At 66.2% G+C, this 13,374-nt stretch carries 11 protein-coding genes; 7 read left to right on the forward strand and 4 right to left on the reverse strand.

Features of this window, described 5'->3' with window-relative positions; all coding sequences use genetic code 11:
• Nucleotides 1–137: 137 nt before the first annotated feature.
• From DLJ59_RS30155 to DLJ59_RS37975, 5 genes are all read left to right on the forward strand, one after another.
• Nucleotides 138–782: a hypothetical protein gene (locus DLJ59_RS30155; RefSeq protein ID WP_124776910.1), complete on the forward strand. Its 645-nt coding sequence runs from the start codon at nucleotides 138–140 to the stop codon at nucleotides 780–782.
• A 394-nt stretch (nucleotides 783–1,176) separates the two neighbouring features.
• Complete coding sequence (locus DLJ59_RS30160) at nucleotides 1,177–1,710, forward strand: hypothetical protein (RefSeq protein WP_208648883.1); 534 nt, start codon at nucleotides 1,177–1,179, stop codon at nucleotides 1,708–1,710.
• A gap of 265 nt (nucleotides 1,711–1,975) precedes the next feature.
• Nucleotides 1,976–4,237: a DUF4365 domain-containing protein gene (locus tag DLJ59_RS30165; RefSeq protein WP_124776912.1), complete on the forward strand. Its 2,262-nt coding sequence runs from the start codon at nucleotides 1,976–1,978 to the stop codon at nucleotides 4,235–4,237.
• A 75-nt stretch (nucleotides 4,238–4,312) separates the two neighbouring features.
• Nucleotides 4,313–4,747 carry an NYN domain-containing protein gene (locus DLJ59_RS37970; protein WP_208648884.1) on the forward strand — a complete coding sequence of 145 codons (435 nt, stop codon included), beginning with the start codon at nucleotides 4,313–4,315 and terminating at the stop codon, nucleotides 4,745–4,747.
• The gene (locus DLJ59_RS37975; RefSeq protein ID WP_208648885.1) at nucleotides 4,726–5,172 is read left to right on the forward strand and encodes an NYN domain-containing protein; all 447 of its coding nucleotides are present in this window, start codon (nucleotides 4,726–4,728) and stop codon (nucleotides 5,170–5,172) included. Before DLJ59_RS37970 ends, DLJ59_RS37975 begins: the two co-directional genes overlap by 22 nt.
• Before the next feature lie 429 nt (nucleotides 5,173–5,601).
• Here DLJ59_RS37975 and DLJ59_RS37055 read toward each other — a convergent pair whose 3' ends face one another.
• The 4 genes from DLJ59_RS37055 to DLJ59_RS37060 all read right to left on the reverse strand — a co-directional run bounded on the left by DLJ59_RS37055 (nucleotide 5,602) and on the right by DLJ59_RS37060 (nucleotide 10,104).
• A complete protein-coding gene (locus DLJ59_RS37055) occupies nucleotides 5,602–6,585 on the reverse strand; it encodes a coiled-coil domain-containing protein (RefSeq protein WP_208648886.1) in 984 nt (327 codons plus the stop codon).
• Nucleotides 6,582–7,127, reverse strand: coding sequence for a hypothetical protein (locus tag DLJ59_RS30180; protein WP_124776914.1), 546 nt, complete (start codon nucleotides 7,125–7,127; stop codon nucleotides 6,582–6,584). The genes DLJ59_RS37055 and DLJ59_RS30180 overlap by 4 nt, the downstream gene beginning before the upstream one ends.
• Before the next feature lie 274 nt (nucleotides 7,128–7,401).
• Nucleotides 7,402–8,406: an ATP-dependent DNA ligase gene (locus DLJ59_RS30185; RefSeq protein ID WP_124776916.1), complete on the reverse strand. Its 1,005-nt coding sequence runs from the start codon at nucleotides 8,404–8,406 to the stop codon at nucleotides 7,402–7,404.
• Between the two features lie 423 nt (nucleotides 8,407–8,829).
• Complete coding sequence (locus DLJ59_RS37060) at nucleotides 8,830–10,104, reverse strand: hypothetical protein (RefSeq protein ID WP_124776918.1); 1,275 nt, start codon at nucleotides 10,102–10,104, stop codon at nucleotides 8,830–8,832.
• Between the two features lie 1,275 nt (nucleotides 10,105–11,379).
• On the opposite strand from DLJ59_RS37060, the gene DLJ59_RS30195 reads away from it, so the two are divergent.
• Entirely contained in the window at nucleotides 11,380–11,913 is a 534-nt protein-coding gene (locus DLJ59_RS30195) for a GNAT family N-acetyltransferase (protein ID WP_244236306.1), read from the forward strand.
• A gap of 350 nt (nucleotides 11,914–12,263) precedes the next feature.
• Nucleotides 12,264–13,250: a restriction endonuclease gene (locus DLJ59_RS30200; protein ID WP_124776920.1), complete on the forward strand. Its 987-nt coding sequence runs from the start codon at nucleotides 12,264–12,266 to the stop codon at nucleotides 13,248–13,250.
• The last annotated feature ends 124 nt before the right edge of the window (nucleotides 13,251–13,374 follow it).

The following is a 13,374-nucleotide window of genomic DNA, read 5'->3' on the forward strand; positions in this document are numbered from 1 at the left end:
GGCGCGCCGCCAGCACCTTGACCGACCCCGCTTCCGGCATCGCCAACCTGCACAACATCGCCCTCGCGGGCTGACCGCCCGCCCGGCGCCGGACAACGCCTTCACCGAGTTACGAGACGTCCCTTAGCGGGAATCCGGTGGAGCTCGCGGCACTGGCCGCCGACATCGCCGACCGGCAGGCCGCTGCCGATCCCGACCCAGACGTCACGGTTACCGGCGTCCGAAAGCGGATGCTCGCTGAGCTCGCCGCCTGTAAAGACTTCACGGGCGAGGTCGCGCCTGCCGTAACCGTCGTTCTTGATCAGCTCATCAAGTTCGTCGCGCGACGGCTAAACACTCAGCAATCGACCAAGGCGTACCTGTTCAAGCCGGACGCCAACGAGCAAGATCTGCACGCCGACCTCTACGACTGGTTATCCCAAGGGCAGTTGGCGAGCTCCACGAACGTGGAGGTGCATGAGGTCGGGGCAGGCCGCACCGACATCCAAATTTCCTTCCCAGGCTTCCACCTCTATTTGGAGCTGAAGGCGGATGGGACAGCAGTGCCGGTGGCCAGCAAGGCCGCATACATCAAGCAAACGGTCAGTTATCAAGCCTCTGACGTGCGTATCGGTTTCCTCATCGTGCTCCGCTTGAAAGCTCCGAAAGACAAGAGCCCTTCCATGCACCTGACTGAGCTCGTGTCGCACACCATCGTGGAGGTGCAGGATGGCGCGGTCGAACGTCATGTGGTGATGCTTGAGGTGCCAGGCAATCAGACTAGCCCGTCCGGGGTCCAGTGACCACCAGCGACTACATCTGGGCAGGTCCGGTGAGCGTGGTGCTGCGCCGGTAGATCCTGCAACAAATGACCGCTCCTCATCCGGGCTAATGGGCGACCGGCGCTGACGCGATGGAAACTCCGAATCTGCGATGGAGACGACAACGGCCCGAGCCTTGACCCCGACGCCTCACAGCGACCTGTTCGGAATACGAAGAGGACCCGAAACATGACAACGCACCCTTGGCCGTCCTCGCTCCGACGGCGGCTTGACTTGCGCCACGCTGGTCCGGCGATCGCTTACCACGCTGGCCACGCGACCCGGGTGCGATGGCTGAGCCAACACTCAACGGCCCGTCGCCCACACACCGCCGCTTCGGCTGGGCCCGGATAGCGCCCGGCGTAGGCTTTAGGCCGTGCTCCCGACCGAAGAGTGGCTAAGGGCCACGTTAGGAAGAGCGGTCCTTGCGGCATGTGTCGATGATGAGGTACTTCTGCATCGCGATGTGAATGAGAGATCGGTAATGTTTCGGGTCGGCCGTTACTTGGCGCCTGAAATCGAAGAGGCCTGGCCAGGCGAACTGTGGGTCGATCTTGAATATAATCGCGTGGCGGGCGAAGGAAGGATTCCCAAATCGCTGACCGGGTTACTTGAGCCGAGAGCCGAGGAGCGGATGGGACCGGAGGCAGCCAGGAAGCGTTCCGTACTGCCGGACCTTATAGTCCACAATAGATTCGGAAGGACGAGGGCCCACAATATCCTTGTAGTGGAGGCAAAGAAGCACCCAGCGAATGAGAGGGCGGTCGACTTTGACCTACAGAAGCTCCAGGCTTACAAGCAGCAGCTGGACTACCAGCACGCCGTCTACGTCGAGCTAAGCAAGGACTCGCCACGCTGGTGCTGGATTGGGAGCAACAGTGAGATGGTGACAATTCCCTCGCCGGCCTAGGCGCCGAGCCGTCGATACTTGCCCAGGCATAGCATGTCAAGACCCACTACCGGCCACGCGGCTGCCGTCGCACGAGCTGTCGCTCTGCACCAGACGAACGAGCTGCGCGACAGGCTGTTTGTACGGGCGGTGATGGACGCCGTGGCCGGGTGACCGAGACGGTGACGGGTCCGCCCGCGTGACGTGGGCGGGCAATGTCGGCGAGGCACACGGTGACAGCCGGCCGGCCGTGCAGGCCGGCAACGGAGTGAATAGGGGCTAGAGGGTGACGTCGTCAGTCGGGATGGAACGCCGCGGCGTCGCCGAGGTGCAACTCGCGTTCACCAATCTGAACTGGGCCTTTCGGGAGCAACGCGAAGCGGATCAGGGGATCGACGCTCAAGTCGAGCTCGACGGTCTGACAAACCCCACCGGCCGGTACATCGCCGTCCAGATCAAATGCGGGTCAACGTTCTTCAAACGAAGGACCCGGCACGGGTGGCGCTTTCCCGGAAAGCCTCGGCACCTCACGTACTGGCTGGCCAACCTGATGCCCGTGGTGCTGGTCATCGTTGACCCGAAGACCCGAGTCGGATACTGGGTTCAGATCACCGCCGACGCGGTGCACGAGACCGACCGCAGCTGGTCGATCGAGGTGCCGTCCGCGAACGTACTCGACGCCTCATCGCATGCCACCCTGCGTGACATCGCGCTTGCTGCTCCCTCAGCCAACCCGGATCCTGTCGCGGAGGTTCTGCCGCTGTTGCCGCCGTCCACCGTGGAGGCGTTGTCGGCTCTCAGCCTGGTCGACCCCGAGGGCGCACGGCGTCTCGCGCGGATGCTCACTGGGGGCCGCGACGACCCGAGGGCGGTCGTGGAGCCGCTCGTTCAGGCGAGCCGGGGATGGGTTCACGCGACAGCGGCGCGGCTGGCAACCGTCGGGGCGTACGCCAACGACCACGGCCACCGGGACCTGGCGATGGAAGCGTTCGCGTTGGCGGCCGAGCGGGACCCGGACAACCAGCTACGGCTGCGCGGTGTCGCGGCGATCATGGCCATCACCGTGGGGGACAGGAGCCGCGCCGCTGGCCTTCTCCGCCCGGTCCATGCCCCGCAACAGGCAGGGACGACGAACCTGCTCATGGACGTCGCCGTCTGCGCCCTCGAAGCCGATGAATCGGGCAGAGAGGATCTGCTGGAGAAACTTCTACGCGATCGGCCCGATGGCGAGCTCGACGCGGAACCCACCTGCCTGTTGTTCCTCGCCGAGCGCGCTGCTGGCCGGGGAGAGTTCGACCAAGCGCTGGCCCTGTACGAACGCGTCTGCGAACGGCAACCGGCCAACACTGGTGGCAGACTCGGCCGGGCCCGGGCGCTCATGGAGCGCTGGCTGCGTGGGACCACGGCCTTGCCATTCCGTGACCAGCAGGAGGTGACAGCGCTCGCCATGTCCGTCCGCGACGACGTACGGCGATGGGCTGGGCCGAGCGAGACCATGCATCGCCTTCTCGTGCAGGAGCGCATGCTCGTCGGCGCGTTCAAGGCGGTCGTCGAGCTGGCCACGCCCACGGCATTCGGCGGTCAGGCAACCGACCGAGAAGCGGGCGACCCCGTCGTCGCGATCGTGGGCGCCCAAGCCAGCATCGCCCTGGATGACCGCATTCGTGCCGTTCGGTTCGGTGACGCCATGCGCGGCACACCCGCGGAGCCACTGATTCGCGCGCTCGCTGCGGACCCGAGCCAACCCGCCACGGCTACGGTCGCCATGTGGCGCACTGCGCTCGACAACGCGGACACCGCTTTCGCGGCCAGGATCTGTCTGAACCAGCTCGCCTCCAGAGGCGCACTCGACGCCACCGACCTTGACCAGGTGGAGGCGTTGGCGCATCTCGACGACGGCGACCGCGTCGTTTTCACCGCACGCAACGCCGTTGGGAGCGGTGACATCGACGGAGCGTTCACGCTGCTTCGGTCTGCCTGGTCACCCGCTGCAGGAGAGATCCTGATCGAGATCCTTCGTGAGGCGGGACGCTACGACGCCGCCCTCGCCGTGTGCGACGAGATCTGGGCGGCATACGGGGCGCTGAAAGCGCTCCAGGAAAAGGTCAACATCCTGGTAATCCGGGGCGACCTCGACGCCGCCGACGAGTGCGCCAAGGATCTACTCGCCACCGGCGAACTCGCAGCCGAGCAGCGCACAGCCCTGCACCGCCGGCTCATTGAGCGCAGAGCCACGCGAAACGACTGGGCGGGCCTAGAGGCGTGCTGCCGGGCAGCACTCAAGGACGAACCGACCAATCACGATCACGCCTGGGCGCTGATCATCGCTCAGCTCAACCAAAACCGGTGGGACGCGGCGTGGACGTCATACCGCCATCTGCGACCCGACGTCACCAACCCAGGCACCGTTCCCGCCTGGGTCGACCTGCACCTACGGTTCGACAACACACCGCGAGCCCGAGGCGTCGCCACGACGCTGGCCAGCCGCTTCGCGCACGATCCAGACACACTCACCCGGCTCGAAAGGCTCAACAACCCGGCACAGTGACAACTCCGCGAGCCCTCCGCCGCCTCCCCTCTGCTGGAACTTTTCCCAGCCGTCGGTCCTTCGAGTACATCGTCGATGAGCGTCGTGGATGCGGGGCAGGACACCCAAGGGCTGGACGGTAAGTCCTCTTCGCTGGCTCGGTGGCGCAGGTCTCAGCCGTTCGTGATCTACCAGGCGCAGGAGCGTGTCGCGGTTTTCATCGACTTCGAGAACCTGGTGTGCGGTGCCGGTAAGGGTCTACCTGGCCAGAGCGATCCCATTCCCGACTCTGCCCTGACCTACCTGTGCCGAGGCTTCCACGGCAACGCATCCATTCGCCGTGCCTACGCTGATTGGGCCAACACAGGCTTCGGGAAGTATCAGCAGGCGCTGGCCAACAACGGCGTCGACCTCGTCCAGATCGCCCGCATCGGCGGCACCGGCAAGAACTCCGCAGACATTCGGATGGTCGTCGATGCCATGGAGGTTCTCATCATACCCACCCAGACGTGGCGGTGTTTCTCCTTGTGACCGGCGACAGCGATTACTCGCCACTCGTGCATCGCCTGCGGGAATTCGGCAAACACGTTGTCGGCGTCGGTACTCAAGCCAGCGCCAGTCAACGTTTGATGTCCGTCTGCTCGGAGTACAAGTTCTGGGGCACCATCGTCGCTGCAGTTGAGCCCGCCAGCCGTCCCGCCGTTACCGCAGCCTTCGACATAAGGGACGCCGAGCGTCTTCTTATCCGGGCGTACGAGCAGCTCACGACCGACACGCCGACCGCAGGTACAGTCAAGAACAAGATGCTCGCCCTTGACCCGTCGTTCGACCAGGCCAACTACGTATGCCGTACCGTCCGGGACTTCCCTTCGCGGTTCGAGCATCGGGTCACCACTGCGGGTAGATCGGGCCAAGACATCGTCATCACGTTGGTCCGGGACGGCAAGGGCACATGATTCAAGAGCCAAGACCGCCGCCAGGTCGGGCGGCTCGACAGCGAGGCGCACTGCGGGAGGGCGCGGCCTGCGAACGCTTCAGGTGATGACTATGCCGGTTGCGGGACCATCTGCGAATACCACGCCCGGGCTTGCCCGCACAGCCGCTTGGCATCGCGTATGGGCTTGGAACGGACGCCGAAGCTCTGCTAGCAGGGGGTATGAGCCGCCAAGCGACTGCACGGGTCACCGCTGCGGTGGTGGCAGCGACTCGGCCCAGCTCACCGTCAGGCGAGCGATGAATGCGGTTCGGCGCCCAACCCGCGTCAGGTTGGGGGCCGCCGAACGCGGGTCGAACTGAGCTGAGAATACCGGCCTTGCCGGCTCCGGATCGGCCCTCAGACCCGCTGGCAGCACCGTGGTCATTTTCAACACTGGAAGATCGCCCCGTCAGTACCGGGTTTTGCGGAGGTCCTCGGTGAGGCTGCGGTACCAGGCTTTGCGATCGGCGTCGTCGCCGGGTGGGGGCCCGAGGGCGACGACCGGGTCCTTCACCGCGTAGATGATGCGGTACATCAGCAACGACACTGCTGTGTCGAGCCAGCGCTGGGTGTCGGTGGCGGGTGGCTGATGGCCGAGCACGATCGTGAACCATGACGGTAGAAGCGCCGCGTCGGCGATCGCCGTGGACAGGCGATCCCGCAGCTTGCTCTGCAGGGTGGCGCGGGCCGCCTCGCCGGTCATCACGTTTGGCCCGTGCACCGCCCGCCGCTCGTCGTCGTATTGCAGCGCTTCACCCGCCTGCTCGGCGGCTTCGGTCGTGGCGGTCAGCTGTGCCCTGGCCGCGCTCCACCCCTGGTGAGCGGTGCGGAAGGCGACCCCGGCCTGGCGGTGCTCAGCGCTGTTGCGTGCGGTCGTGGCCAACGTCGCGCTATGTCGCAACGCGTCCTCGCCACTGGAACGGATGCGCTGCCTAAGCCGCCCGAGTGCCTCGACCTGGCGCTCGTAGACCGCTCGATCGTGGGGCGAAAGAAGTACTGATGCGGATTGCTGGCCGCGCAGCGCGCGCTCGGCAAGGTCGCGCACGGCCTTGTCGGCGTGGTCGATGTCCACAGGGGTGAGCTTCTGCTCGGCGCGGACCCGCCGTTCGAGCCACCCGATCGTGGCGGTCAGCGACTTCACCGCCGCCTCGACCTCGGCAACGTCGTCGGCCAATTCCTCACGCAGCCCGTCGTGCGCCTCGCGCATCTCCTGGGTGGCCTGGTCGAGCCCCTCAAGCCGCTCGTCGTGCAGTCGGACCTGTCCGTCGAGGGACTCGTGCTTCTCCTGCAGCTCATCGACATCACTGGACGTGGTGGACACCTGGCGACTGAGCCGTTCCACCGTGTCGGACAAGGTCCGCAGATCCGTCTGCGGGTAGGTGGAGTACGTCATTTCGTGGCCTCCACCTCGGTGCCGTCGTGCAGCCAGCAAGCCAACGCCGCCACCAGCACCGGCAACAGTGCCAAAAGCCAGATCGCTGACACCACCCGGAGCGCTGCGACGACCACCAACGCGGCACCGGCCACCAAGATGAGCGCGCCGACGGCCCGATTACGGTGCCCAGGACGCTGGGCGCGCGGCTCGCTCAGCGTGATGACACCGGCCAGCAGACACACCACGATGATCGGCACCAGGTACCAACGACTGAACCGGCCGTCCACGACGAGCCCGCCGATGACGAGCATCGCCGCAAGCGCAACTGCGCCACCGACGTAGACGATGCGGCTGCTGATCCGCCTGCGCCGCTCATCCATCAACACCGGGATCCGGGCCTCGAAGTCCAGCAGCTGCGTCGTGGCGGCGAAAACCTCTGCCCGCCGCGTGCGGTACGTGGTCGTCCCGGACTCCGTCGCGGCAAGCTCTTCGTGGCTAGTACGCAGCACCTGCTGGAGTCGCTCCGCCTCCTCATGATGATCCAGATCCGGTCTGCCCACAGGCTGCACCACCTTCGTCGATCACCGCCAAGGCCGGACGTGCGCCATTGGTCGATGTCACTCTAGGCGGTTACTCCGACACTTATCGACATGTTGATCAACGCTTTCCTGCCGCCGTCCCGTTGACCGCCGCCAACCAGCACAGCGCGGACCTGATCGACATACCATCGCCCTACAGGCGTTGGCGGTTAACTCCGCGTACGAGAAGCATGTCGATGCCTAACCCATTGACGCCGCCTTACCACCACTCGGAGGGCGGTCATCGCGCAGCCGCTCACGGCTCGCCGAAGTAGCCCTCCTCCTCGCCGAGTAGCAGCGGCACGTCGTACACCGACACCCCGGGCAGCGCCCGAACGTAGCGGACGCGGTGGCGCCACCGCTGGTGCTCGAACGCCACGTCAGCTTCGATCTCCACGACCAGGCTTGGTTCCACCTGCACGTACCGCAGCGGCTCCGGCCGCTCCAGCTGGCCGGACCAGGATGCCGGCAGCGGCTCCGGCCAAGGGTGCAGCACCGGGGCGCCGCGGCGTTGCGCCGCCCGCAGGGGAGACAGCGCCCCGGCGAGTTCCTCGCGCTGCGCGCCGTTGAGCGGGTGCGTACGGCCGGTGTACCGCAGCCGCCCCCGCCGATCGCGCCGGCCGAGCAGCACGGTGGCTGGGTCGCGAAGGCTGCCCGTCACCCCACCGGCGACCGCCTCGGTGGTGATCCGGGTGCGGTACTTCCACCAGCCTCTTCTGCCAGGTTCGTAGCGGCTGGTCGACCGTTTGGTCACCACCCCCTCGATGCCTGTGGCGACGGTCCAATTTGTCAGCCAGTCCCAGACCTCTCGCATGTCCGTTGTTTGTGGCGTCAGGGTGAGCTGGGGCGGTGCGTCGACGAGCAGCCGCTCCAGCCGGGCCCGCCGCTCAGAAAGGGGCAGGTTCAAGAGGAGTTGGCCGCCCGCGTCGGCGAGCAGGTCGAAGAGCACGTAGTGGGCAGGGCATTCGCGGGCCAGGCGGAGAAGCCCCCGGCCGGCCGTGATTCGCCGCTGCAACTGCGCGAAGCTCGTCCTCCCACGCTCGAACACGATCAGCTCACCGTCGAGCACCGCGCCGACCGGTACCGCTGCCCGGATCGCCCGGGTGATGTCGGGGAAGTAGGTGCTCAGGTTCCGCCCGGCCCGCGACTGGAGGTACACGCCGTCGTCATCGCGAAACGCGATTACCCGCCACCCGTCCCACTTCGGTTCATGCACCAACCCGGCGCCCTCGGGCACCTCGTCCACGGGCGCCGCGAGCATCGGCGCCACGGGCCGACGCAGTGCCGGCGCGGCTTCTGGCCCGACTCGACGCTGGGCTGGGCTCACCGCCCGAGCCGACCGTGAACGGTCCTCACCTCAGTAATCGTGGGGGAGTGTGGCAGGGGTAGGGGTGAAGATCCACGACATCGGATGCGAAGGTAGCCCAGCCGCGCCTGCCTGGGAGACGATGCGGAGATGGACCATGAGATTCCATTCGGACCGCCGAGTGTGATCCTGTTCGAGGCGCCAGCCGCTCGGCGAGTCGGCGCACAGTTGCGTGTCGGCGGGGGCCGAACCTCGATGAGGTCAGGAGCGCCGTCCGGGTGCTGATGGACCGAGCTCGTGAGGTCGCGTCGCCACCCCCGCTGTCAGGTCGGCAACAGGGTTAGATCCGCACTTCCCCGTCGACGCCGTGTCCGCCGTTTACAGCTCGCCGAGGATACGTGTGCGTTGCTCGTCGTATTCGCCGTCGCTGATCAGCCCTTGCTGGTAGACGTCGGTGAGTTGGCGCAGCCGGTCGGCGATCGGGTTGGGCGGCGCAGTTGTCGGGTCGGGGAGTGGACGCGTGACAGGGTTGTCGGGATCCGACCCGACAACGCCGCCTGCGCCCGGCGCGCTGTCCGGCGAGGGTGGTGGGTCGAGGCAGCGGGCGATGCTCCAGAAGTCTTCATCGAGGGCGGTGCTGCTGCTGGCCGCGCTGATGAGGTGGCGCAGGGTGTCCGGTTCGCAGGTGAGGACGGTGGCCAGGCGGGCGGCGTGGGCGGCGGTGGGCACATGACGGCCGGCGAGGATGTCCATGGTCACGGTGGTTGCGATGTCTGCCCGGGTGGCTAGCTCGGCGGGAGAGATGCCGGCGAATTCGGCGTAGACGCACAGGTAGCGGGCCAGCGCCCGGCGGGCGGGTGGCGCCTGCGTGTCGATCGTGGCGACGAGGAGCCCGAAGCGGATCCGACGGCGGGCGGCGGGCAGCTCCGGCAAATCGATGATGGGTGTCGTGCGCAGGCCGGGCGCGGCGACGTGTTCCAGCGCGACGCACTGACGCGCGTACTCCTCACGAATCGTCGCGACCTCCGCGGCGATGCTACGAACCCGCAGCAGCTCCTCCCTGACCTCATGGAACTGAACCTCAAGCTGGTTGGCCTGGCGGACCGCGTGGTTGCGGGCGTTCTCGGAGGCCCGCAGGTTGCTGACATGGCGCTCGGCCTCCGCCCGAAGCCGTTCCTGCAGGCGCGCGAGTTGGCGTTGTAGCACCGGGATGGCAGGCTCGCTCTCCGGCACGTTGCGCTGGCCGGGCTTGCCCGGAGGGCGGCTGACCGGACCCTTGTAGCCGTCGGGCAGCTGACCACGGGCGCACTGGTACCAACCGGCGGCGAGGGCCCGGATGCCGGCCGTGTCGCAGCTGTCGGGCAGACAGGCGATGATCAGCTCGGTCATCTCCCAGGTTGGACCCAACCGGTAGCGGCTCAGCTGCTCAGAGAGCTTCTGGCGATTGAGACCGGGGTAGTGCAAGCCTCGGTTACGGGCGTGCTCGAGGACCTTCGCCTGTCCGCCGACGCCCAGGTAGTCATTGATCAGGCCGCGCACGTAGAGGGTGTAGTCGGCGGCGTCCGGGTTGGCAGACCGCGTGCGGATGGTGCCTTCGTCAACGGAGTACGGGCGGGCGTTACGGCGCGGCGCGGGATGCTGGCCGGTGCTCATGCGGTCGTTCCTTGATGCACGCGGGTGGCCCGACAGCGGTTGATGTTGTCGGGAGTTGGTCCGGACCTCTTTCCCGACATTAGGGGCGTCGAGGAAAGTTATCCACGCCGATCTGCTGACTGGCTGGTCGGTCAGGGTGCTCCGCGCAGCTTGGTTGAGCGCCGGGTTAGCGCGGAGCACCCGCCATCCTTACATCATGCGAGAAAGCGGTGACAGAGTGCAGCCCCGAACGAGCTTCCGGCGAGTTTCGGCCATCCTCAACGCACTAGGTGTGCGGGCTTGGCACCGTCGAACCGACGCAACCAGCCGGCCAACCCGACCGGCGCGCCACCATCCCAAGCACCGTCGTCCCCGTCCCTGGCCGCGGCGCCCACGACGGCGACGTCCCTAGGCGCGGCAGCGGAAGCCACCGCATCAACCACCGGTGACACGCGCCGCCCCCGGCGATCGCGAGACCGCACATCTTCTCGTCCGCCGTCACGGGGCGGCGCGCATCTATCGGAGCGGCCATGGACATCGGCTGGGCGCCGTCCCGGGAGGCTGGTCTACGACTGCCCGACGAGGAGACCTCCTGCCCTTCCTGCTTGGTACGCTTCGCGCCCCCGAGGAGGAGGGACACCGTGGGCTTCCCGAACCGTTCTGCAAGCGCGCCGACCCGACTGACGCAGAGACGGCAGACGCCATGCGCGGGCTGGCGGAGGCTTTCGTGAGAGGAACGGCCGGGGACGGCGTGTCGTTCGGGTGGGAGTCGGCCGAGGCGTCACGGCTGGACGACGTCTGCGATGCCTTCCTTGCGAGCAATCCTCCCGCTGATTACCACCACAACATGAGCATGAGCATGAGCATGAGCATGAGGGCTTACCTCGGCGAGTTGCTTGTACGTCACGGCGGGGGCCGTTGGACGTTCGATCCTGCGGAAAGCGCAGCAGTGGTCGAGATGCCGAACGGGCTGCGCGCCCACCCGCACAACAAGGTGGCCAAGCGGCTCGGTCGTGGTCCGGAGCAGCCCCTCTTCCAGTTTTACTGGTACGCCCTGACCAGAGAGACACCACCGGGAACGAGCGTCAGAGTCCTGTCGGAAACAGGGGAATCGGACCCAGCCGCCGGGTCACCTAGGGGCCACAGGCCGCGGTAACGCTGGGCCACACAGGGAGCCTTTTCAACCCGATCTTGCAGTTCGTGGCGGCCGTGTCTGCCTGATGGGCGATGGATACGAAGATTTTGGTAGGACAGCGGTGCCGGGTAGATCGAGACCAGCAGATGGGACCAGCGGGCATGGGTATCCCCGTGGTGATCCGACAGGCCACGCTTGTAGATGTCGAGGGCATAGTCGAGGTGCACACTCAAGCGCGCACCGCCTATTACATCGCCGGAGGGCTCAGCGCCGACGACCTCGCCGACCCGGCGCAGACGCAGACGCAGCAACGCTATGACGGGTGGGCCCGTGCCCTCCAGTCACCGGACCGGGTGGTGAAGTGCGCCACTCAAGACGGCAAGGTCGTCGGCATCCTGAGCATGGGACGCCCAAACTCGCCGACCATAGACGCCCGCACAGTGGGCCAGCTTTACCAGATCCACGTAATACCCAGCCATTGGGGCAACGGCATCGGCGCACGCCTGCACACCAGCTTCGTCGACTACCTCACTGACTCTTTCCTGCCGACAGGGCTGCTCGAGGTCTGGGAACGCAACACCCGCGCACAGTCCTTCTACAGCAAACTCGGCTGGAAGCCCGACGGCGAGCGCCGGCCCGGTCCAGATGGCAGCGACTACGTCTTCCTCCGGCTCGCCGCACCTGCCGCGCGTTGACCACGGCACTCAGCCGTAGGGGCCTGCACTCGGACCGGTGTCACCGCTCGGATGCGATTGATACCGATTCGACGGCTCCTGGCCCCGCCGCACGAGCGGCCCATGCCCGTCCAAATCGGGCCGAGCAGAGCGACCGCCGCCGAAGCCATGGCTGAAATAGTTTCAGTGACTGGGACGGCGCATGTGTGGCGGAGTCACTGAGCTCGACCCAACTGTGCCGTGGGCGTTGCGTCGCCTGAAGACCCCAAGGGTTTGGTCGTGAGCTTCTGGTTCGAGGTTGGCTGAGCAGCCTGCGTACCTTCGAAGGCCAGGATCAGCAATGTCGGTTGGGCGCGTTACGCTCCCGAGCCGTGAAGATCAACATGGACGGTACGGTTCGACCTCTCAAGTTCAACGACAAGGTACTGAACAAGACCTTCGGCGCGGTCGTTGCCCGACTGTCGGACGACGACGCGCAAGCGATCGTCTTCCGGCACGCTGAGCTAGAGGTCGCGATGAAGGTCCGGCAACGCTGGTTGGCGCAGGTCAAGTCCATCGCTGGTTCCTCGGCGTCCAACGACGAGTGGTCCGAAAGCATCTCGAAGTATTCGGGATGGGCATCAGTGGCTGATGAAGCGCTGTCGTACATCCGTGACGACCAGGACCAACTCGACAAGGAAGATTTGCTCGCTCGTGCCCATGTCCTCTTGTGTGACAAAGTGATCGCCGCGCTGATGGGCCCACCTGCCGACGCCTCACTCGCCAACCGACACGGGGTTGGCGGTGCGTGTAGAGGTTCGCTGTTAAGTCATTTGTCCCCGGCCGCTGCCATCAGGGCGGACCGGCGGGTGAAAGCAACTGACGCCGCCTGGGCTTCTGTAAGGGATGGACTCGTGGTCGAGGCCACGGCCCGGAACTCCTTTGCGGGAACCCCCGGCTCCGTCACGCTCTCGCAGATCGACTCGTGCTCGCCGGACTCCTTCGAGGAGCAGACCGCCCGGCTGCTGGAGCGCGATGGTTGCAGGATCTTGCGGAGACGCGGTGGCTCCAACGATCAGGGAGCCGATGTCATCGGGGTCACTCCCAACGGCCTGCGGGTAGTCCTTCAGTGCAAGTATTCGACGAAGGTTAGGCACACCGTGGATCCCAGGTATTTCCACGAACTCAACGGCACCGCCCGTCAGGAGCACGGAGCAGACATCGTCGGGCTCGTCACCAACCGCACAGCGTCGAGCGCGGCCCAGGACTTCGCCACCAAGCACCGCATCTACCTCATCAACCGACCGGTACTAGAACGCTGGGCAACCTATGGGGTTTCCTGGCTCCCGTCTGACAACAGAGCCGCAGCGGGAGCTTAGTACGACAGCCGCCATTCGTGATCATGGTGGGAATTCGAGGTTGAGGCGGCGGGCGTAGTGGGCTCGTTTGGCGCATGCTTGGTGTCGGCGTCGCCAGTTTGACCAGCGCAAACGGTAGGCGATG

It is taken from the genome of Micromonospora inaquosa (assembly GCF_003857055.1).
Classification (GTDB): domain Bacteria; phylum Actinomycetota; class Actinomycetes; order Mycobacteriales; family Micromonosporaceae; genus Micromonospora; species Micromonospora inaquosa.